We start from the raw sequence: 21,573 nt of genomic DNA on the forward strand, positions 1-21,573 counted from the left end.
TTCGAGGAGGAAACGCCATGTCCACCTACACCAGGGAACAGATCAGGAATCTGGTCGACGGCAAGCTCGACTGGGACACGACGCTGCGCATGCTGTCGATGCCCAAGGACGGCGAGCGGTTTCAGATGTACGTCGAGTCGCTGCAGGCCAGGCTCGGCTGGAAGGACCGCATTGTGCTGCCGCTCGGGCCGCACCTGTACATCGTGCAGCAATGGGCGACGAAGAAATGGGTCACGCAGTGCGACTGCGGCCACGTGTTCTGCGACTACCGGGAAAACTGGAAGCTGCACGCCAACGTCTTCGTACGCGATACCGACGAAGCCATGGACGAGGTCTATCCACGGCTGATGGCGCCCGATACGCAATGGCAGGTGTACCGCGAATACTACTGCCCCACGTGCGCAGCGATGCATGACGTGGAGGCGCCGACGCCGTGGTATCCGGTCGTCCACGACTTCGAGCCCGACATCGACGCGTTCTACGCCGAATGGGTCAAGCTGCCGGTCCCCGAGCGGGTCGATTAGGCTGATGTTCGAACCGGCCGGCGCGCCTTGACGCCGGTGTGCCCCGCTTTCGCACAGCGCGAAGCGGGGCGTTCGTTTTCCGGCCGTTCGATTTCCGGACGGCCGGCGTGTTTCCGGTCGCGCTTTCGCTCAACCAGTTGAAGCCGACTCGCCCGATTGCGCTAGCGGCATGCGCCACGAAGTCCGCCAGGAGCCGGCTGGCGCACGCATTGCTTGTACGGGATCGATTGCGAGCCGGTCATGGCACCGGATCGGAGTACGATACCCAGCAACGAGCCCGGCCGGTCCTGCCGGGCAAGACTGGAATGAAAAAAGAGGCCGGTTGCAACGGCCTCACGGTTTGCTGCAAACGCGAACTGCCAGGAGACAGGTATGCAACAGACAGGCACGCCCATGGACTGGTTTTCCAGTCCCCAGCACGACGCCGGCATCATGACGGCATGGGAGCATCGGGTGGGCGGCGACGAATGGCACTCGACCGAGGTGCGCGGCGTCGTCGACGATTCGTGGCAGCGCTGCCTCCTGGGGCAGGTCAACCCGGCAGCGGATCGCGCACCGCCGCCGCTCGGCGAAGACCAGCTGATGCAGTGGCAAGGCGCCAGCAACCGTCTGATCAGCGCAAGTCTGCCGCTCATGCAGCAAATCCGCGAGTTGCTGACGCAGACCGGTACGGTCATGCTGCTTGCCGACCCGGACGGCATCGTCCTGAAGCACGAAGGCGACATGCGGATCATCGAGCCCGCGCGTGAGGTCGGACTCGTGCCCGGCTGCAACTGGACCGAGCTCAACTGCGGCACCAACGCGATCGGGACTGCACTCGCACTGGGGCAGCCCGTGCAGATTCACGGCGCAGAGCACTTCTGCGCCGGCATCAAGCGCTGGACCTGCTCGGCAACCGTCATCCGCGATCCGTTCCATGGCCACGTGCTGGGCGTGATCGATGTCTCGGGACTCGCGGACACCTACAGCCGCTACACGCTTGCGCTGACCGTGTCGCTCGCGGGGCGCATCGAAAGCCGGCTTGCCAAGGATGCCATGCAGCGGCGTTTGCGCGTGCTGGACCTGTGCGCGTCACGCCTGGGTACCAACGGCCCGGACGGGGTACTCATCGTTGACGAGCAGGGGCGTCTCGTCAAGGCGAATGCCCAGATCGGGCCCGCGCTGCGGCGACTCGGTTTCGACGTGCAGCTCGACGCCAGCTTCATGCTGCCGGGACTGGACACCAGGTCAGGCACCGTCGCTTCGGCGGCAGCACCGGCCTGGCTGCGGCATGCCCATGTCGAAATACTGCGCGAAGACGGTGTCGTGGGTTTCATGATCGTGATCCCCGGCGCCCCCGCCGTTCGCGGCGCAAAACCGGTTGCCCGCGAACGCGAGCCACATCACGTCGCGACCCGCGGCTTCGGGCGCATTGTCGGAGACAGCCGCGTATTGCGCGCGGCCGTCGACAAGGCGCGCCAGCTCGCGCCCTCGAAGGTCCCTGTCCTGTTGCTCGGCGAGACAGGCGTGGGCAAGGAGCTCTTCGCGCAAGGCATCCACCAGGCCAGCGAACGGGCAAACGGGCCATTCGTCGCACTGAACTGCGGCGGACTCTCGAAAGACCTGCTTGCGAGCGAACTGTTCGGCTATGCCGAAGGTGCTTTTACCGGGGCGCGAAAGTCGGGAGCAGCGGGCAAGATCGAAGCGGCCAACGGCGGCACGCTGTTTCTCGACGAGATCGGCGAAATGCCGCTCGACATTCAGCCGCATCTGCTGCGCGTTCTGGAGGAAAACGAAATATACCGGCTAGGCGAGAACACGCCGCGCAAGGTCAACTTCCGGCTCGTTGCCGCAACCCATCGCGACCTGAAGGATGCCATTGGCAAGGGCACGTTCCGCATGGACCTGTTCTACCGCATTGCGGTGACGACTGTGTCGATTCCGAGTCTGCGCGAGCGTACAGAAGATCTGCCAGCCCTCATTGCATACTGGCTCGCGCATATGTGCGCATCTTACGGTTTGCAGGACAGATCGTTCGACGATGAGGCTTATGCCTGTCTGCTCGATTATTCGTGGCCGGGCAACGTGCGCGAGCTGCGCAACGCGATCGAAGGCGCCCTCCTGCTAACCCACGGCCCGACGATCAGCGTGGAGACGTTACCTGCGGAGGTTTGCGCTCCTGTGGTGCCAGAGTGTGGCGCGCCAGGCGCTGCAGGCACATCGGAACAGGGCGCGGAGGCATCGCTGCGGATGACCGAAGCCGAAACGATCCGCCGGGCGCTCGATCGCCACGCCGGCAATCTCACGCAGGCAGCGAATCAGCTGGGCATCGCCAAAAGTACGCTTTATGAAAAGGTCCGCAGATACGGCCTCGTGGCAGCCGTGAGTCACGCGCGCCGGTCAGGGGGTTTGCGCTAGACGAGCCAGCTGCGCCGCATTGCTGGGCGCGGCCGGGGCAGTCTCGATATCGGCGCTCCTATTCGTTTTCTTCGAAGTAATGAAGCGGCTATGCCCGAAACGCTGAGCGGGGCGTACCGCGGCCGATGACGCGCCGCGCCCCGGGCCGGTTGCGCGCGGGCGCCCGTTCTCGGCGCGCTAACGATAGGTCATGGTGAACGTCAACGACGTATTGGCCGTGCCGGGGCCGACGCTCGCGCCGCTCTGGTAGTAGCGCGCCTTCATCGGAATCGCATAGCTGCCGCCTGTGCTGCCGCGGTAGGCGCTAAAGGCCGTCGACGTGGCGAGCGGGAAAGTGTTGCCCGCTGCGTCGAGTAATTGCACGCCGATTCCCGTGGCGGTCGAACCGCCGTCGAGCGCCACCACGGAAGCCGCGCTGCTGATCAGGTTCGTGGTCGCATCGATCTGGTAGGTGATGCTGTTCATGCCCGCCGGACAGTTATTGAGCGGGATATTGAAGCCAGTCGCGCTGCTATAGCTGCCCGGACCGCGAAACTCCGACGAGCGATGCGAGCCGAGGTCGACGGCCACATCGGGCGTCGTGCACGCTGCCACGACGAAGGTCGCATTGCCCGAGACGACGATGTTGGCGACGTTCTCGTAGGAACTGCCGATCTGCATCGCCGTCTGCGCCACGAGTCCGCTTACGTTGGTCGTGCCGCCCTGCATGGGGCCGGTCTTCACGTACGCAAAGGTAGCCGATACGCCGAAAATCGCGCCTTGCGCCTGGCCGCCGCTCTGCCAGCTATTGCCTTGATGCCAGCTCAGAGGGATCCCCCAGCCAGGCGGGAACCACGCCGAGGCGACAAAGTTTTCGACGCCGAGTACGATGCCCACGCCGGCCAGATTCGTCTTGTAGACCCGATACACGACACCGCTCGGCGCCGTGAACGTCGTCCCCGTATCGGTCAGGCCCACGGCCATGGTGGCCGGCCCCGCCCAGGTGTTCGCGGGCACGTTACAGGTCCAGAGGTTCGAATACGGCGCGCCGGTCGGAAACGCGGTGAACGGCGTCAATTGTGTGCCGACGGGCGCATCGCGAGGAACCGTGTAGGTGCCGGTCGGCAGGGTCAGGTTGAGCGCAGTGACGTTGGCCGTGCAAACCGCCGCATACGCCATGCTGCTCGTCAGCGCACCTGCCGCAACGAGGAGCGCCGCACCAAGACGGCGTCGCACGCATCGAAGCATCCAGAACATCATCGTTGTCTTCCTTGAATCATCGAATTGCATGGTCGCCTCACGCCGTTATTGAAGGGGTGTCCGCACGGGCACGAGGTGCGTGTCCGGAGACTCGAGGCGGCTGCACCGGGACAAGGAAGCCGCTCGTGCGGTGCCGCCAGTGCGCTGCAAACCCAGAGCAGCATCGGAGGCCGCCGCTCGCAACGCCCGAGGCCCTGTCCAGAGGACGGCGGGGGCGCCGTTCGCGAACGACCCGCCATCAGTGCGCGTTCGCAAGCAGATGAACGCCATCGCATATCGCTTCGATCGTCGACCACACGCTCACATTGGCCAGCGCCGCCTTGGGCAGCACGTAGTGCAACTGACACGCCTTGTTTGCGGCATCGTTCACCTGCACCGTGAGATCGCCCTCCTCCGACTTGAGCCCGCGCACCACGATGCGTCCGCCCTGCGCCACCGTGCCGACGACATTGCCCGCCGCATCGTGGACCTGCGCGCCGAACGGCACCGCTGTGCCATCGGCCATGCGGGCCTTGATGATCAGCGAGGCGCCGGGATTGTCGGTCTCGAACTTCGCCCGGACAACGGCACCCGAGGTCGGTGCGACGCGCTGCATCGTAGACTTCAATTCGACGCTGACCGGCAGGCCCTTCGGGTCGATCTCGATCTCGTTGCTCGCGAACGGCGTCAGATTCGTCACGATCGCATGGCCCCACGGATCGACGCGCAGGCCGCTGCCGGCGGTCACGCGCGCGCCGGCGGCATCGCGGGCTTCGACGATCGCGATGGTCTCGCCCATCGCCGGCGTGAACGCCACGCCGCCCCCATAGGCGACGATGCCACCCGAAAGGCCCGCGCCGCTCTGGTTGTAGCCGGTGCCCGTAGACGCGCTCGCCGTCACCGTGGTGACCGGCGAGCGGTATGCCACGTTGCCGCCCGCGTTCGTCACGTCGCGCGTATTGCCGCCGCCCGTATAGCCGGCATTCACGCCGTAGCTGAAGGCGTTGTCGACGCCCGCGGTGCCGGTGACCGAGGTCTGCAGGTTCGTCGTGTGATCGGAGCCGGTTTGCAGGCTGGTCGACGAGTACGGCGCATGGGCGCCCGTGCCGAGCGGAACGCCCACCGTGAGCATGAAACGGTTGTCCCACTGTCGCGAGGTCAGCATGTACTGACGCGACACCGATACGTTGTAGTTGAGGCGCCTGAAGCTGTTGTTGTAGCCCGCCTGAAACTGCGTGTCGGTGCCCGAGCGGTTCCAGTAGTCCTGCGTCGAGCCGGTGACATAGAACGCGCCGTAGCCCGGCGGCAGACTCTGGTTCACGGTGACTTGCAGGCTGTTGCGCTGGATGCCTCCACCGTAGAAGCTCCCGGCCGCGTTGCCGGTCTCGCGCAGGAACATGGCGTCGCGCAGGCTCAGGTAGCCGCTGCTCGAGTAGCGATACGCGGCCACCGCGACGTTCGTGTTGGTCGGCGCGATCAGCTCGCTGTAGCTCAGGCGCAGGCTCTGCCCGCTGCGCGACGGCTGGCTGCCGAGCGACGCGCTCGACTGCGTGAGATCGAGGCCGAACGCGCCGATCGGCGTGTTCAGTGCGGTGCCGATCACGGCCGCCGCATAACCCTCGGCGATCGTCACGCCGCCATAGCCGGTCAGCAGGTTCGTGAAGCCGTGCTGCACGGTGGCCTGTGCAAGCCCCGGGTGGGCGGACAACATGGCGTCGCGATACTGGCCCGCCGTGATGCTGAAACGCGTGATGCCTGGCCGCAGCGCGTTCACGGCTGCGGCATACGGCACCACCGAGATGCTTTGCGAGCCGTCGGCCTCGGTCACGACGACCTGCAGGTTGCCGCCGTAACCGGTCGCGTAGAGATCGTCGATTTCGAACGGCCCGGGCGCGACGCTCGTTTCGTACAGCACGTTGCCGTTCTGGGTGACCTGCACGAGCGCGTTGCTGCGCGCGATGCCGCGGATGGTCGGCGCATAGCCGCGCTGCGATTCCGGGTACATGCGGTCGTCGGTGGCGAGCTGCACGCCGCGAAAGCCGACGCTGTCGAACATCGCGCCATCCGTGAAGGCATCGCCCACGACCAGCTGACTCTTCAGAGGCGCTATCGCCCGTTGCAGGCTGGTCTGGATGCTCTGATAGTGCGTGCCGGTCTGATTGCTGTTGGTCAGGCTGCCGTTGTGACGAAAGCGCCAGGCGCCGACGTTGACCCCAGCGTTCAGCCCGAGATAGCTCTGCGTGGACGACGCGCCGCTGGCCTGGGCATGGTAGATATTGCCGTTGTATTGAAGGATCGCGGCCGGCACGCCGTCGTCCCAGTAGCGCGGATCCACATAGCCCCGCGCGCGGCGGCTCAGCGCCGCCTGCGGAATGCTGACGTCGAGCCGGAGCTCGCTGCTGTCGAACGTGGCTGCCGCGGCGTCGATGAGCGAGGACAATGGCGCGCACGCATCGCTGCCGCCTTCGAGCAACGCGGCCTTATCGTGCGGCAGACGCGTGAGGTCGATGCCCATGCGTTCGAGCAGCGCGCGATCGAAGCAGGGCTCGACGCGCTCCCCTTCCATCTGCTTCAGGGTCACTTCGGCACGGCCGAGCCAGGCCTCGTTGACGAACAGATCGGCGCGATACTGGCCGGCCAGCGAAACGTTGCCCTTGTCGAAGCGGCTGATATCGACCGAGGAAGGCCCGAACTGGTTCAGGAAGGTGTCGTTGAACTGGACTTGCGCGACCTTGGCGGGCTCGCCCGCTGCGCAGGCGAAGTGGCCCGCGGAGAGACTGTACAGCACGCATGCGCATAGGGGTCGCAGACGCAGCCCCGATAGACGATAAGCATTTCTAACATTCATGGCGACATTTCTCACTGCGAAAGCGGATCCCTGCCGCTCGCACGCGGCACGCGCACCACTTTTAGCTGGGGGATCGGCCTCTCGATGAGGCGCTTGCGATCGCGCTGGCTCCTGCCTGCCGTGCGACCGGTGGGACGCCGGCTCAGGGCGCGGCAGGGGCCGCCATACGGGACAGCGCCGGCGCCGGACCCTGCAGTAACGGCGCTTCGCCATCGACGTTGCCGCCGTAGTCGTTGAGGACGTGGTAGCGGACCTTCGCCGCCGCCGAGCCGCTCACGCTGCCGGCCAGCGGCAAACTGGCGGTTTCGCCCGGGGCGATCATCGCGCCGTCGGCGAGGGTGGCCTTGCTGGCGCCGTCCTGGAGCTCCGCGCCCGTCAACGACACGTGATACTGCGACGGATTGCTGACCTGCAACGCGTTCTTCCCGTGGTCCGCGATGAGGCGCCAGGTCATCTGCTCAGCCGCCTGCTGTGGATCGGCCTTCAGTGCCTCGGGACGGAAAAACAGCTTGATGCGCGAGCGGAATGCCAGTTGCAGCTTGTTGATATCGGCTGCGTCGCCGGTCGGCCTGGGCGGAATCTCGAGGACGTTCAGCCAGAACACCGATTCGTGATCGGTGGCGAGCGGTTCGCCCGTATAGATGATGCGCAACGTCTGCCCCTTGCCGGGATCGATCCGTGCGATGGGCGGCGTGATCGTGAACGGCACCTCGATCGTGGAGGGCATGGCCTTTGGATCGCCCTTGTCGATCCAGACCTGCACCAGTGCGGGAGACTGGCCGACATTGGACAGCTTGAGCGTGACTTCCGGCTCGCGCTGGTTGTAGATCACTCGCGTGCCGGCGAGCACCACGGAGGCATGACTGTTGGTGCTCGCTGCCAGCGAGACGGCAGCGAAAGCAGCGGCGACGAGCGCCTTGAGTACGCGGTTGGCTTTCATCGTTAGGTAAGCGGGGCTAAAGCGGGAAGCGGTACGGCGAGTAGCGAGTAGCGAGCGGCAAGGCGAGGCGAGGCGAGGCGGGATGACCTGCCTCGCCTCGCCCAGCGACACGATTACTGGTAGGCGATCGTGTACATCACGCTCGAATCCGCCGCACCGGCCGTTGCCGCGGCGGTTGCCACGTACTGCGCGTAGTAGTTCAGCATGGCCGAACCGTTGTTGATGGCGACAGGCAGCGAATTCTGCGAAGCATCGGCTGCGCCGAGCGCGATGTTCGTGAAGTTGCTGTTTTGCAGGCCGATTTCGACGTTTGTCGCGCCGCCGGCGTTCAGGACGAGGTGGCCGGTGGCGGCGTTGACCGTCGGACCTGCCTCGAAGTAGGTGTGCACGTTGCCGCTATCCGGCGTACAGGCGCTGAGCGCGATGTTGAACGGCGTGCGGCCCGCGGTCTGGCCCGCCGTGGCAAGCGTCGACGCCGACACGGTGGGCAGCGCCACCGTGAAGTTGTTGCTGCCCGAGCCGTTGCCGTTGATCGTACAGGTCTGCGCGGTGATGTTGCCGGTGAACTGGATCGTGCCGTCGGCGGCGAATGCGCCTTGGGCCATCAGAGCTGCCCCAGTGGCGACCAGGATGGAGAGAAGCTTGAGTTTCATCACTTGGTATTTCCAGAAAAAGTAACTGTTTTGTGCAGCCTGGGCACCTGCCGTGACCTGGCTGCTCTCGCCGAATGTCTGCTTGCCGTCTCGCCGCAGATAGCGACGAGCGATGCGCGCTCATCCGGAAGGTGCCCTTATGGGACCCAGATGATTATGTCGAGCGGGGACGGCCAGCCCTATCAGAACGTTCTTAAAAAACAGGCACTTAACGATATTTGTAGATTTCCTTGGACGGCCGTTTCGCGGACCGGTCTGGCGTGGTCGCGGACATGGGCATGGCGAGGACAAGCAGCGGGACTGCGCGACGAGGCTCGCGCTCGTTGCGAATCGAAAGGCGAGCGAAGAGTCGTCAGCGCAAGAGCAATGAAGCGGGCTGGACGCGGGGCTTCGGGCGGCCGAACGAACGCAGCGTTGCCGCTGGGTTGCAGCAGCGACGGGATCAACGGAGGTGTTGGAGGTGAAACGGAAAGGGGGTGTTTCAGAGCCGCCGGTGACGGCATACGCGCGGCGAGCGCAACGGCGCGCCGACTCGAGCGCGTCGGGAGCGACACACCGGCGTGTTCACATCAATCCCAGCAGTTGCGAAATGCGACCGCCGCGATCACCGGCACGCATAGCACGAGTGGGATCGCAAAGTAAGGCACTTCGAGATCAACGAACCAGGTATAGACGAGCCAGCCGACTCCGGCACCTAGCGTCGCAATGCCTACGAGAGCAGTTAGCAGGTTCAGTAACCGTGTTCGTTCCGAAGACAGTGACGTCGAGCGCAACGGCCGATGGCCGCTTCGGCAAGGAAGACTTCATTTACAACGCAAAGATGAACGAATATCGGTGCCCGGCAGGCGAGCGGCTCATCTGGCCATTCGCGACCGTTGAGCGCGGCCTGAAGATCAGTCAGTATTGGAGTTCGAATTGCCAGCAATGTCGGCTAAAGGCGCACTGCACGCCGGGCCCTCGCCGTTCTGTTCGCTGCTTGAGAGCGTCAGGACGCTGAAGCCACGCATGGTGGTGATGGAGGCGTGCACTACCGCGCACCACTGGGCACGCCGCTTCCAGTTGATCAAGACCAACAAAAATGACCGCAACGATGCCGAGGCAATTGTTGAGGCGGCCTCTCGACCCACGATGCGCTTTGTGACCATCAAATCGGTCGAGCAGCAGGATATCCAGGCTGCACATCGCATGCGGGCGATCCGGCTACGCCACCGTACGGCCTTAATCAACCAGATGCGCGGCCTGCTTGGCGAGCGTGGCCTCACGATCGCGCGTTCGCCGGAAGCCTTCAGGCGCGCGATTCCGGAACTGCTGCGTACAAGCGCTGATGAGTTGACGTCGTTCTGTCAGACGCTGCTCACTGAACTGCTGCAACACCTGGCCGCGATCGAGGAACGTCTGCATTTCTTCGAAACCTCGATCAAGTCATTCATGAAACACTCAACGCTTTGCAGGAAGATCGCCCAGGTACCCGGTGTCGGCCCGATCACCGCCACGGCCATCATTGGCGGGCGACGCGAATTACATCGCACCATGTGCGGTCCCTTGAACGAACACACATCTGCAACACAGTGCATGACTCACCCTGGTTTGCGAAGCTTCTTAAAGCGATGACGAAAATGGTTGAACCAGCATCCTGAAACCTGTGATTCCTGCCGGCTGGCCGGCATCGAGCGCGTAATGCCAGGCACAACTCAATTCCATGCGCAGGCGTCCCGCGAGCACTGGCGTTGACCGGTATGAGTCGAGGAAGTCGAAGGCCTGAGCGCGTGTGATGGTGGCGGCGCGCAAATCTGCAATTGGCCCCAGCATTGCCTTGAATATGCGCGCGACCTCGACTGCCCCCTTAGGCGGTGTAGTCCGTTGGCGATGGGCGGGTTGCAGCTTATTCGCGCTTTCGGTGCAGCGCAGATAGTTCCCCCCCGAATCACGCTCTACGCGGTTCGTTTCCCACCCAGCAATCGCCGCAGCAAATGCCATCGCCGGCCCTTCACCGAGCTTGATCTGTCGCATGCGACCGTCGACTGGCGACTTGTAGCGATATGTCCAAGACTTGCGGCTCGCCGAAGTCTGGAGGCGCAATCCCGGAAATTGCTCAAAGGTCATCTGCTCGCCGCTCGGCAGCTTCGCCGCCACACGTGCATCGAAGTGCATTCTTCCCTCGGCGTAGGTTTTCTGCACAACGCCGTAAAAACCTACGCCGACACGGCAAGTATAGGCGCACGGAAACGAACGTCGACGCACCCGAGACGCAAATAAACCAATATTTTGCTTTTAATTCAATAACTTGTGGCGCTTATTGGATCGCTTAAGACCTCCCCGGAAAACGCCGGGTCTGCCCTTACTCGTTTTCTTCGAAGTAATGCCCGAACTTGACCTGCTTGGTGCGGATATAACGCTCGTTTTCCTCGCGCATCGGAATCGCGAGCGCCACGCGCTCGATCACCGGGAGGCCATGCTGCCTGAGCGTGTCGAACTTCTTCGGATTGTTGCTCATGAGCTTCACCGACGACACTTTCAGCAGGCGCAGGATCGCTGCCGCCGAATCGTATTCGCGCGCGTCGTCAGGCAGACCGAGATCGAGGTTCGCCTCGACGGTGTCGCGGCCCTGCTGCTGCAACTGGTACGCGCGAATCTTGTTCGACAGGCCAATGCCCCGGCCTTCGTGGCCACGCAGATAGAGCAGCACGCCACGGCCTTCGGCCGCGATGTAGCGCAGCGCGAGGTCGAGCTGCTCGCCGCAGTCGCAGCGGTAGGAACCGAACACGTCGCCGGTCAGGCACTCGGAGTGGAGCCGCGTCAGCGTGGGCTCGCCGCTGCCCACGTCGCCCATGACGAGCGCGAGATGCTCGGCGCCGCCGTCCTTCACCCGGTAGACATAGGACTCGAACGTGCCGTAGCGGGTCGGCAGCGTGGCGGTCGCGTCAAGCACGACGCATTCATTGGCGTTGTCGCCGTCCGCACAGGACGACTCAGGAAGCGTAGGCATGATTCTCGAGCAAAAAACTGGCAAAACCGGCTAGGGGCCGGGTTGAGGTTCGGAACCGGAGTTTACCGCCATTTGCTCCGCCCCGCCGCCCAGCCCCGTAGTGGACGGCTCGGCCCGCGCCGCATGCCCCCGGCATAAATGGTGCGACCCCGCGCATACCCCGACGACGCATGGCACGCCAGCCGCCTATACTGGTATGGCTTTCCAATGGCTTGACGGGCAATACACCCGGCCTGCCGCGCCGCGCAAAGACCGGACAACCAGAAGGACGAAGAGGGGTCGCCCTATGACAAGCGTTGCACAGGTACTCAAATCGAAGCCGGAACAGGTGGTCTACACGATCGAAGCCTCCGATTCCGTCTACAACGCAATCCGCCTGATGGCCGATAAGCAGATCGGCGCGCTGCTCGTGACCGACGGTCCAACGATCGCCGGCATCGTCACGGAGCGTGACTACGCGCGCAAGATCGTGCTGATGGACCGATCTTCGAAAACGACCGCCGTGCGCGACATCATGAGCACGCACGTGCGCTTCGTCGAACCGGAGCAGACCACCTACGACTGCATGGCGCTCATGACCGAGCGGCGCATGCGCCACCTGCCCGTCATGGACGGCGGCAAGCTCGTGGGGATGGTGTCGATCGGCGACCTGGTGAAGGAAATCATCGCCGAGCAAAAGTTCACGATCGAGCAGCTCGAGCACTACATCACCGGCGGGCCCAGCGCCTGACGTAACGCTCCCGCCCCTCCAGACCGCCAGACGTGAAAAAGCGCCCAATCCCGAAGGGGTTGGGCGAAGCCACCTTTCGGCGGCGGAGGTTCCACGCATGAAAAATCGCGCGATGGCTTGCGCGGGCGGCGTGCGACAAAGCCGGAACGCTGTCCGCCTTCGCCGGTATCGGTTAGGGGCGTTGCTGGGTGGGGGCGGGTGCCGGGTCATCTTGCGCGGGCCGCTGTGCCCGCTCGAAGCGCCCGGGCACCGGCTTGCGCGGAAGCGGCTAGCCTGTGGCCGATCGATGTCGCCTGTGCCGGTGTCTGAGCGACGGCCATATGCACCGTTCGCGCTCTCTGGACTTTGGCGCCCCTGACGGCGCGCCCTGCCCGGTTATCCGCTCAACTGCCCGCTCAGTTTCCCGCTCAGTTGCCGAAGTACACCGACTGCGAAGGGCGCACCGTGGCCGGCTGGCCCGATTGGGCCGAACCCGAGGTCGACGGGCCATAGCCGCTCGTCTCCGCTGCCGGCGCTTGCGCCAGCCCCTGCTGCTGGTTCACGCGGGCTTCGGCGGCCTGGATGTCGCTCGGGTACGTCGCGTCGTTGGCGGTAGCCGGGTTGTAGCCGGCCTTCTCGAGCTGGATCAGTTCGGACTTCACTTCGGCGCGCGTGACCGGACCGTTGCCTTGCACCTGAGCAAACGAAAGGGCCGGAGCCGCCACGAGGGCGGCGACGAATGCGGCTTGAATCAGGGTACGGGACTTCATGTTCATTACCTCCATCACTTGTTTTATGCCGGCGGCAGTGTCTGATTGCATCGCCGAACCAGTGATTTGAGTTTATTGAGACAGGAGCCCAGGGGAAACCCTTATTTTGAGAAAATACACTTTCATTCGCGGCAACAATGCCGCGCGCATACCACGTCCCGCGAGCGCCTTGCGGCGCGGCGCTTCCCGCGGATTCCGCCGGGGCGCCCGAGCCAGTCACAGCGGGGCGACGCCGCCGTCCAGCAGCTTGCGCGGGCCGCTCACGAACCGGCTGCCCAGTTCGTAGAAGCGCAGCGGCCGGTCCATCTCGCGCGAGAGCCCGATGCGCGTCGTCACGCCCACGGGCCGCTCGGGTTCGTCCGCGCGGCCGATCCAGAGTCCGTGCCCGCGGCACAGGTCGACGCCGTCGAAGGCCGCCGCAATGCCGAACGCCTGCGAGAGCCGCCCCGGCCCGCGCGCGAGATCGCGCAGCGGGACGCCGGGGCGCAGCGCCTCCATCGCGCCGATGCCTTCGAGCGGCTCCAGCGCGCGAAACAGGATGCCCGCGCCCACGTCCACGGCTTCGCTCGACATGTTGAACATCCAGGCGCTGCCGTAGGTCAGCCGTACGTGGGCATGACCGCGCTCGAGGAACATCGCGGCGTTATAGGGCCGGCGTCCGATGTAGGCATAGCTCGTGGAGTCGCCCACGGGATACGCTTCGACTTCGACGAGCCGCCCGGCCATGCGTCCGCGCGCCAGGTCGCGCACGAGATATTTGCCGACCATGAAGCGCGCCAGCTCGGCGGTGTCGAGCGGCAGGTCGTCGCGGTGCAGTGGCAGGATCGTCATCGTCATCGAAGCGTTCTCGGGGTGATCGGCGCGCGGGCATCGCGGTTTCGCGGACCGGCAGAGTGTAGCGCCGCCGCGCTCATCCACGGCTCATCTACCGCTTGGCCACTTCCGACCGGCCATTGCGCTACCATCGTCCGCATATCGGCGCGAACGGTTCGCGCCACCTCATGATCCGGCGCGCGCCATTCGACGATGCGTCACGACCCGACGAGCGCCACAGAAGGAGCCGCACGATGAACGAACAAAGCGCGATTCAATTCCTCACGACCGTGCGCAAGCCCCTGCTCACGCTGCACAAGGCGATTCTCGACCACGAGCGCAAGGACTACGAACGCGAGTTCGGACCGGTCACGCCGGCGGCCTTCCTGCAGGTGCTCATCAACGGCTCGGGCTTTCGCTGGCTCATGCCGCTCTCGACGGTGATCGCCAACGTCGACGAAACGCTCGACGCCAAGGATGCGAGCCCCGACGATCGCATCGGCGCGGCGCAGGGCGTGGCCGCGCTCTTTTCCGGCGAGGAATCGGCGGAATTCTACGAGCGCTATCAGGCGTTGTTGCAGGCGAGCCCCGAGATCCTGCACTTGCACGGGACGGTGGCGCCGCTCCTTAACGCCCTGAAGAACTGAGCGCGATTCAGGCGCGCGGCGCCTTGCGGGGCGCCGTGGCCACGGCTGCCTCGGCGGCCGCGCTGCCGCGCTTGCCCTTCGCAGCGGAAAGACGCCGCCAGAGCGTCGTCTTGCTGATGCCGAGCATCTCGCACGCGCGGTCGCGATCGCCGTTGCAGGCGTCGAGCGCCGCGCGGATTTCGTCGGCTTCGGTGTTGAGGCTGCGCTCGCGCAGGGTGAGCGCGCCCTCGCCTGCCGTCGCTGCGGCGCCACTCGCCGCGTGGCGCGACTCGAACACCTCCGGCGCGATCGAGCGCAACACGTCGGGCGTCAGCACCTCCTCTTCCGTATCAGCCAGCTCCACCACCATCCGCTCGACCACGTTCTGCAGCTCGCGCACGTTGCCGGGCCATGCGTGCCGCGCGAGCGCGCCGCTCACCAGCGCGAGCGTGCGCGCCGCGTCTTCGGGCGTGCGGATGCGCACGGCCACGCGCGGCTCGCGCCGCGAGGCCTGCAACAGCAGTTCTCCCGCCAGCAGCGCGATATCGGCCGCGCGCTCGCGCAACGGCGGAATGGCGAGATTGAGAATGTTCAGGCGATAGAAGAGATCCGCGCGAAACTCGCCCGCTTCGATCTGCTCGGTGAGCGCGCGGTGCGTGGCGGCGACCACCCGCACGTCCACGCGCGTGGGCTCCGTGGCGCCGAGGCGCACCACCTCTCGCTCCTGCAGCACGCGCAGCAGGCGGCTCTGCAACGGCAACGGCATCTCGCCGATTTCATCGAGAAAGAGCGTGCCGCGGTGCGCCGCCTCGATGAGCCCCACCTTGCCGCCGCGCCGCGCGCCTGTGAACGCGCCCTCCTCGTAGCCGAACAGCTCGCTCTCCAGCAACGCCTCGGGAAACGCGCCGCAGTTCATCGCGACGAACGGAAAGTCGCGCCGCGGGCTCTCGCGATGAATGCCCTGCGCGATCATCTCCTTGCCGGTGCCGCTTTCGCCGCGGATCAGCACCGTGGCGTCCGACTTCGCATAGCGCCGCGCGAGCTGGCGCACGCGCTCGATGCCGGGCGTTGCGCCGCTCAGGTCGTCCAGCCGGTAGCGCGCGACGAACTGCTGCGTGCGCTGACGCGTTCGCAATGTGCGGTCGAGCCGCTCCACCGCACGCGACTCCTGGAATGTGAGCACGGCGCCCGTCGTCACGCCGTTGTCGACGAGCGGCCCGCGATGCACGACGTAACTCACGCCGCGCACCGTCTCGAGCGATTCGCCGTCGGCTTCGGGCAGCGCGAAGGCGATGTCGGGCGCGAGCGCCGCGAGCGACTGGCCCGCGGCCGCCGCCGGATCGATGCCGAGCACGGCCGCGAGGCGCTGGTTGATCGCCTCCACGCGGCCGCGTGCGTCGAGCGCGACCACGCCGTCCCGCAGATGTTGCAACACGCTGTCGAGGCGCTGGCGGCGCTGCGTTTCGCGCCAGGTGGCTTGCACGAGATCCAGCGCGTTGTCGAACGCCGCGCGCACCGAGGGTCGCGAGTAGACGAAAAACGGCACGAGCCCGAGCCGGGCCGCGAGATCGTTGACGAGGCCCGGCCCCACGACCGCGCCCACGCCGCGGTCGCGCAGGTCGAGCACGCAGGCCTCGGCGTCCTGGACCGTGCGGTACTGGCCGAACACCACGTCGATGCCATAGGCGCTGGCAAAGCGCCGCATCTCTACGGGCGTCTCGCCGTAGGTGACGAGCGCGACGAGATCGGCCTCGCGCCGCGCGCGGGCGAGCGCCTGCATCACGTCGAAGCCGGTGGGCTGCACGAGCACCACGGGCAGGTCGATACGCGCCTTCAGATAGGTGCCGTTCGAGCCCGCCGCCACCACCACATCGGGCCGCTGGTTCGGCCCCGCCGCGGCGATTTCGGCCACCGCTTCCTCGAAGCCGCGCGGCACCACGCGCAGGTCCGCGAGTTCGTCGTATTCGCGGGCGATGTCGCGAAACAGGTCGCGCAGGCGGCTGATGCCCATGGCCCACACACGCGGGCGGATGGCGGAGGAAGCGGGAGCGGGAAAGCGGTTCATGATGTCCAACGATACGGTCGTGGCGTCGAGGGCCGGTGTAGCCGAAAGCCGGCCGTCAGCCGGATTTCGCATTATCGCGCGTCGATTTCATTTTTGAAATTGCGATTTCATCCTGGAAATCAGGGTCTGCTACCAGCACGCACGATTCCGTCGCAAAATCAACGCGTTAGTCTCGTAGCGCGGAGCTGGCACGCTACCTGCAGTATCAGGCGGCGATTCAATTGGAGACATCACGCATGAACAACAAATCCCCCGCAAGCGCCGGCGCAAAATTCCGCGCAGCCGTGGCCGCCGAACAGCCGCTGCAAGTGGTCGGCGCCATCACCGCGTATGCCGCCAAGCTCGCGCAGGCGACCGGCTTCAAGGCCGTTTATCTCTCGGGCGGCGGCGTGGCCGCCAACTCGCTCGGCGTGCCGGACCTCGGCATCAGCACCATGGACGACGTGCTGATCGACGCCCGCCGCATTACCGACGCCGTGGACATTCCGCTGATGGTCGACATCGACACCGGCTGGGGCGGCGCCTTCAACATCGCGCGCACGATCAAGTCGTTCATCAAGGCGGGCGTGGCCGCCGTGCACCTGGAGGACCAGGTGGGCCAGAAGCGCTGCGGCCATCGCCCGAACAAGGAAGTCGTGGCGACCGGCGAGATGGTGGACCGCGTGAAGGCCGCCGTGGATGCGCGCACCGACGACGGCTTCGTCATCATGGCCCGCACCGACGCGGCCGGCGTGGAAGGCATCGACGCCGCGATCGAGCGCGCGGTGGCCTACGTGGAAGCGGGCGCGGACATGATCTTCCCCGAAGCGATGAAGACGCTCGACGACTACCGCCGTTTCCGCGCCGCCGTGAAGGTGCCGATTCTCGCCAACCTCACGGAATTCGGCTCGACGCCGTTCTTCACGACCGAAGAACTGAAGAGCGCGAACGTGGATATCGCGCTCTATTGCTGCGGCGCGTATCGTGCGATGAACGCCGCCGCGCTGAACTTCTACGAGACCGTCAAGCGCGACGGCACGCAAAAGGCCGCCGTCTCGACGATGCAGTCGCGCGAAGACCTCTACCGCTACCTCGGCTATCACGCGTACGAAGACAAGCTCGACGCGCTCTTTGCCGCTAAGAAGTAAATCCGCCCACCATATAGTTCACAGATACCTGGAGAGAGGAAGACACCATGAGCGAAGCAGAAAACACCACGCAAGCCGCTGGCGGTTTCAAGCCGAAGAAGTCCGTTGCGCTGTCGGGCGTGACGGCGGGCAACACGGCGCTGTGCACCGTGGGCCGCACCGGCAATGACCTGCACTATCGCGGCTACGACATTCTCGACCTCGCCACGGCGTGCGAATTCGAGGAAGTCGCGTACCTGCTCGTGCACGGCAAGCTGCCGAACACGGCCGAACTGGCCGGCTACAAGGCGAAACTCAAGGCGCTGCGCGGCCTGCCCGCCAACGTGAAGACGGCGCTCGAAGCCGTGCCCGCCTCGGCGCACCCGATGGACGTGATGCGCACCGGCGTCTCGATTCTCGGCACGGTGCTGCCCGAGAAGGACGACCACAACCTGTCGGGCGCGCGCGATATCGCCGACCGCCTGATGGCGTCGCTCGGCTCGATGCTGCTGTACTGGTATCACTTTTCGCACAACGGCAAGCGCATCGAAGTCGAAACCGACGACGACTCGATCGGCGGCCACTTCCTGCACCTGCTGCACGGCCGCGCGCCGTCGAAGTCGTGGGTCGACGCGATGCACGTGTCGCTCAACCTGTACGCCGAGCACGAGTTCAACGCCTCGACGTTCACGGGCCGCGTGATCGCGGGCACGGGCTCGGACATCTACTCGGCCATCACGGGCGCGATCGGCGCGCTGCGCGGTCCGAAGCACGGCGGCGCGAACGAAGTCGCGTTCGAGATCCAGTCGCGCTACGAAAACGCCGACGACGCAGAAGCCGATATCCGCGCGCGCGTGGAGAAAAAGGAAGTCGTGATCGGCTTCGGCCACCCGGTGTACACGATCTCGGACCCGCGCAACAAGGTCATCAAGGAAATCGCGAAGAAGCTCTCGAAGGAGCAGTCGAACATGAAGCTGTTCGACATCGCCGAGCGCCTCGAATCGACGATGTGGGAAGTCAAGAAGATGTTCCCGAACCTCGACTGGTTCAGCGCCGTGTCGTATCACATGATGGGCGTGCCGACCGCCATGTTCACGCCGATCTTCGTGATCGCGCGCACGGCCGGCTGGAGCGCGCACATCATCGAGCAGCGCATCGACAACAAGATCATCCGCCCGAGCGCGAATTACACGGGTCCGGAGAATCTGAAGTTCACGCCGATCAGCAAGCGCTGATCGCCGGAGGCGATGCGTCGTAGAGTGACGCCATCGCCTTCGATCCCACGCACCGCCGCTTACAACACATTTGGTCCCCAAGCCGTGAATACCGCCTACCGCAAGTCCCTCCCGGGCACCCGGCTCGATTACTTCGACGCGCGCGAAGCCGTCGAGGCCATCCAGCCCGGCGCCTACGGCACGCTGCCGTACACCTCGCGCGTGCTCGCCGAAAACCTCGTGCGCCGCTGCGACGCGGCCACGCTCACCGCCTCGCTTACGCAGCTCGTCGAACGCAAGCGCGACCTCGACTTTCCGTGGTTCCCGGCGCGCGTGGTCTGCCACGACATCCTCGGGCAAACGGCGCTCGTCGACCTCGCCGGCCTGCGCGACGCGATCGCCGACCAGGGCGGCGACCCCGCCAAGGTGAATCCGGTCGTGCCCGTGCAGCTGATTGTCGATCACTCGCTCGCCGTGGAATGCGGCGGCTTCGATCCGGACGCGTTCAACAAGAACCGCGCGATCGAAGACCGGCGCAACGAGGACCGTTTCGACTTCATCAACTGGACGAAGAAAGCGTTCAAGAACGTCGACGTGATCCCTCCGGGCAACGGCATCATGCACCAGATCAATCTGGAGAAGATGTCGCCTGTGATCCAGGCGCGTGAAGGCGTGGCGTTCCCCGACACCTGCGTCGGCACCGACAGCCACACGCCGCACGTCGATGCGCTCGGCGTGATTGCCATCGGCGTGGGCGGCCTCGAAGCCGAAAACGTCATGCTCGGCCGCGCCTCGTGGATGCGCCTGCCCGATATCGTCGGCGTGGAACTCACTGGCAAGTGCCAGCCCGGCATCACCGCCACCGACATCGTGCTCGCCCTCACCGAGTTCCTGCGCAAGGAAAAGGTCGTGGGCGCGTATCTGGAGTTCCGTGGAGCAGGCGCGTCGAGCCTCACGCTCGGCGACCGCGCCACGATCTCGAACATGGCGCCCGAATATGGCGCCACGGCCGCGATGTTCTTCATCGACGACCAGACGCTCGAGTATCTGCGCCTCACGGGCCGCGAAGAAGAGCAGGTCAAGCTCGTCGAAACCTACGCGAAGACCGCGGGCCTCTGGGCCGATACGCTCGCTAACGCGCAATACGAACGCACGCTCACGTTCGATCTTTCGAGCGTGGTGCGCAACATGGCCGGTCCTTCGAATCCGCACAAGCGTCTGCCGACTTCGGCACTCGCCGAGCGCGGCATTGCGGGCAAATGGGAAGAAACGCCGGGCCAGATGCCCGACGGCGCGGTCATCATCGCCGCCATCACGAGCTGTACGAACACGAGCAACCCGCGCAACGTGATCGCCGCCGCGCTGCTCGCGCGCAACGCGAACGCGCGCGGTCTCACGCGCAAGCCGTGGGTGAAGAGCTCGCTCGCGCCGGGATCGAAGGCCGTCGAGCTTTACCTCGAAGAAGCCAACCTGCTGCCCGATCTGGAAAAGCTCGGCTTCGGCATCGTCGCGTTTGCCTGCACCACGTGTAACGGCATGTCGGGCGCGCTCGACCCGAAGATCCAGCAGGAAATCATCGACCGCGACCTCTACGCGACCGCCGTGCTCTCGGGCAACCGCAACTTCGACGGCCGCATTCACCCGTATGCGAAGCAGGCGTTCCTGGCCTCGCCGCCGCTCGTCGTCGCGTACGCGATTGCGGGCACGATCCGCTTCGACATCGAACGCGATTCGCTCGGCACGGACAAGGACGGCAAGCCCGTGTATCTCAAGGACCTCTGGCCGAGCGACGAAGAGATCGACGCCATCGTCGCGAAGAGCGTGAAGCCCGAGCAGTTCCGCAAGGTGTACGAGCCGATGTTTGCGGCCACCGCGGCAAGCGGCGAAACGACCGACCCGCTCTACGACTGGCGCGCGCAAAGCACCTACATCCGTCGTCCGCCGTACTGGGAAGGCGCGCTGGCTGGCGAGCGCACGCTCAAGGGCCTGCGCCCGCTCGCGGTGCTCGGCGACAACATCACGACCGACCACCTGTCGCCTTCCAACGCGATCCTGCTGGACAGCGCAGCGGGCGAGTACCTCGCGAAAATGGGCCTGCCCGAAGAGGACTTCAACTCGTACGCCACGCACCGCGGCGACCACCTCACGGCGCAGCGCGCGACCTTCGCGAACCCCACGCTCATCAACGAGATGGCCGTGGTGGACGGCGCCGTGAAGAAGGGCTCACTTGCGCGCGTCGAGCCGGAAGGCAAGGTCACGCGCATGTGGGAAGCCATTGAAACCTACATGGAACGCAAGCAGCCGCTCATCATCGTCGCGGGTGCGGATTACGGCCAGGGCAGCTCGCGCGACTGGGCGGCCAAGGGCGTGCGTCTCGCGGGTGTGGAAGTGATCGTGGCGGAAGGCTTCGAGCGCATTCACCGCACGAACCTGATCGGCATGGGCGTGCTGCCGCTGGAGTTCAAGGCGGGCACGAACCGCACGACGCTCGGCATCGACGGCACGGAAACCTACGATGTCATCGGCAAGCGCACGCCGCGCGCCGACCTCACGCTCGTGATTGAGCGCCGCAACGGCGAGCGCGTGGAAGTGCCGGTCACCTGCCGGCTCGATACGGCCGAAGAAGTGTCGATCTACGAGGCGGGCGGCGTGCTGCAGCGTTTCGCGCAGGACTTCCTCGAATCGTCGCAGGCAGCGGCATAAA

At 65.3% G+C, this 21,573-nt stretch carries 18 protein-coding genes and 1 pseudogene; 9 read left to right on the forward strand and 10 right to left on the reverse strand.

From position 1 onward, the window contains the following. The first annotated feature begins 17 nt into the window (after positions 1-17). A complete protein-coding gene (locus M3A49_RS13690) occupies positions 18-524 on the forward strand; it encodes an acetone carboxylase subunit gamma (RefSeq protein ID WP_266229125.1) in 507 nt (168 codons plus the stop codon). A 372-nt stretch (positions 525-896) separates the two neighbouring features. Continuing rightward, positions 897-2,921 (forward strand): sigma-54-dependent Fis family transcriptional regulator, encoded by a 2,025-nt coding sequence (locus tag M3A49_RS13695; protein ID WP_266229126.1) that lies wholly within the window; start codon positions 897-899, stop codon positions 2,919-2,921. Between the two features lie 177 nt (positions 2,922-3,098). On the opposite strand, the gene M3A49_RS13700 is transcribed toward M3A49_RS13695, so the two are convergent. From M3A49_RS13700 to M3A49_RS13720, 5 genes are all read right to left on the reverse strand, one after another. Beyond that, positions 3,099-4,160: a fimbrial protein gene (locus M3A49_RS13700; protein WP_266229127.1), complete on the reverse strand. Its 1,062-nt coding sequence runs from the start codon at positions 4,158-4,160 to the stop codon at positions 3,099-3,101. 238 nt (positions 4,161-4,398) lie between these two features. After that, positions 4,399-6,987: a fimbria/pilus outer membrane usher protein gene (locus M3A49_RS13705; protein WP_266229128.1), complete on the reverse strand. Its 2,589-nt coding sequence runs from the start codon at positions 6,985-6,987 to the stop codon at positions 4,399-4,401. Positions 6,988-7,129: 142 nt separating this feature from the next. After that, positions 7,130-8,038: a fimbria/pilus periplasmic chaperone gene (locus tag M3A49_RS13710; RefSeq protein WP_323183146.1), complete on the reverse strand. Its 909-nt coding sequence runs from the start codon at positions 8,036-8,038 to the stop codon at positions 7,130-7,132. A 2-nt stretch (positions 8,039-8,040) separates the two neighbouring features. Beyond that, a complete protein-coding gene (locus M3A49_RS13715; protein WP_266229129.1) occupies positions 8,041-8,580 on the reverse strand; it encodes a fimbrial protein in 540 nt (179 codons plus the stop codon). 569 nt (positions 8,581-9,149) lie between these two features. Next, on the reverse strand, positions 9,150-9,353 hold the full coding sequence (locus M3A49_RS13720) for a hypothetical protein (RefSeq protein ID WP_266229130.1): 204 nt from the start codon (positions 9,351-9,353) through the stop codon (positions 9,150-9,152). Between M3A49_RS13720 and M3A49_RS13725 the strand changes: the two are divergent. Both M3A49_RS13725 and M3A49_RS13730 read left to right on the forward strand, forming a co-directional pair. After that, a pseudogene (locus M3A49_RS13725) lies at positions 9,314-9,550 on the forward strand (IS5/IS1182 family transposase); the annotation flags it as partial. The gene M3A49_RS13720 and the pseudogene M3A49_RS13725 sit on opposite strands and share 40 nt — an antisense overlap. Before the next feature lie 44 nt (positions 9,551-9,594). Next, complete coding sequence (locus M3A49_RS13730) at positions 9,595-10,191, forward strand: IS110 family transposase (RefSeq protein ID WP_266229194.1); 597 nt, start codon at positions 9,595-9,597, stop codon at positions 10,189-10,191. On the opposite strand, the gene M3A49_RS13735 is transcribed toward M3A49_RS13730, so the two are convergent. Both M3A49_RS13735 and ribA read right to left on the reverse strand, forming a co-directional pair. Continuing rightward, positions 10,180-10,731, reverse strand: coding sequence for a hypothetical protein (locus M3A49_RS13735; protein ID WP_266229131.1), 552 nt, complete (start codon positions 10,729-10,731; stop codon positions 10,180-10,182). The two genes, M3A49_RS13730 and M3A49_RS13735, sit on opposite strands and share 12 nt — an antisense overlap. A 187-nt stretch (positions 10,732-10,918) precedes the next feature. Next, entirely contained in the window at positions 10,919-11,566 is a 648-nt protein-coding gene (gene ribA, locus M3A49_RS13740) for a GTP cyclohydrolase II (RefSeq protein ID WP_035513597.1), read from the reverse strand. Between the two features lie 286 nt (positions 11,567-11,852). Between ribA and M3A49_RS13745 the strand changes: the two genes are divergently transcribed. After that, positions 11,853-12,296, forward strand: a complete 444-nt coding sequence (locus tag M3A49_RS13745) for a CBS domain-containing protein (RefSeq protein ID WP_254358011.1) — start codon at positions 11,853-11,855, stop codon at positions 12,294-12,296. Positions 12,297-12,703: 407 nt separating this feature from the next. Here the strand turns inward: M3A49_RS13745 and M3A49_RS13750 are convergent, their stop codons facing one another. Next, a complete protein-coding gene (locus tag M3A49_RS13750) occupies positions 12,704-13,045 on the reverse strand; it encodes a DUF4148 domain-containing protein (protein WP_266229132.1) in 342 nt (113 codons plus the stop codon). Positions 13,046-13,261: 216 nt separating this feature from the next. Next, on the reverse strand, positions 13,262-13,882 hold the full coding sequence (locus M3A49_RS13755; RefSeq protein ID WP_254358009.1) for a DNA-3-methyladenine glycosylase: 621 nt from the start codon (positions 13,880-13,882) through the stop codon (positions 13,262-13,264). Between the two features lie 230 nt (positions 13,883-14,112). Here M3A49_RS13755 and M3A49_RS13760 point away from each other — a divergent pair, with 230 nt between their 5' ends. Then, positions 14,113-14,505, forward strand: a complete 393-nt coding sequence (locus M3A49_RS13760; RefSeq protein WP_069266209.1) for a hypothetical protein — start codon at positions 14,113-14,115, stop codon at positions 14,503-14,505. Positions 14,506-14,512: 7 nt separating this feature from the next. Here M3A49_RS13760 and prpR read toward each other — a convergent pair whose 3' ends face one another. Then, positions 14,513-16,549, reverse strand: a complete 2,037-nt coding sequence (gene prpR, locus M3A49_RS13765; RefSeq protein ID WP_266229133.1) for a propionate catabolism operon regulatory protein PrpR — start codon at positions 16,547-16,549, stop codon at positions 14,513-14,515. A 236-nt stretch (positions 16,550-16,785) separates the two neighbouring features. On the opposite strand from prpR, the gene prpB reads away from it, so the two are divergent. The 3 genes from prpB to acnD all read left to right on the forward strand — a co-directional run bounded on the left by prpB (position 16,786) and on the right by acnD (position 21,572). Continuing rightward, a complete protein-coding gene (prpB, locus tag M3A49_RS13770) occupies positions 16,786-17,676 on the forward strand; it encodes a methylisocitrate lyase (RefSeq protein WP_266229134.1) in 891 nt (296 codons plus the stop codon). Between the two features lie 47 nt (positions 17,677-17,723). Further along, complete coding sequence (gene prpC, locus M3A49_RS13775) at positions 17,724-18,890, forward strand: 2-methylcitrate synthase (RefSeq protein ID WP_266229135.1); 1,167 nt, start codon at positions 17,724-17,726, stop codon at positions 18,888-18,890. 84 nt (positions 18,891-18,974) lie between these two features. Beyond that, positions 18,975-21,572, forward strand: coding sequence for a Fe/S-dependent 2-methylisocitrate dehydratase AcnD (gene acnD, locus M3A49_RS13780; protein WP_266229136.1), 2,598 nt, complete (start codon positions 18,975-18,977; stop codon positions 21,570-21,572). The last annotated feature ends 1 nt before the right edge of the window (position 21,573 follow it).

It is taken from the genome of Paraburkholderia sp. CNPSo 3076 (assembly GCF_026343935.1).
Classification (GTDB): Bacteria; Pseudomonadota; Gammaproteobacteria; order Burkholderiales; family Burkholderiaceae; genus Paraburkholderia; species Paraburkholderia nodosa.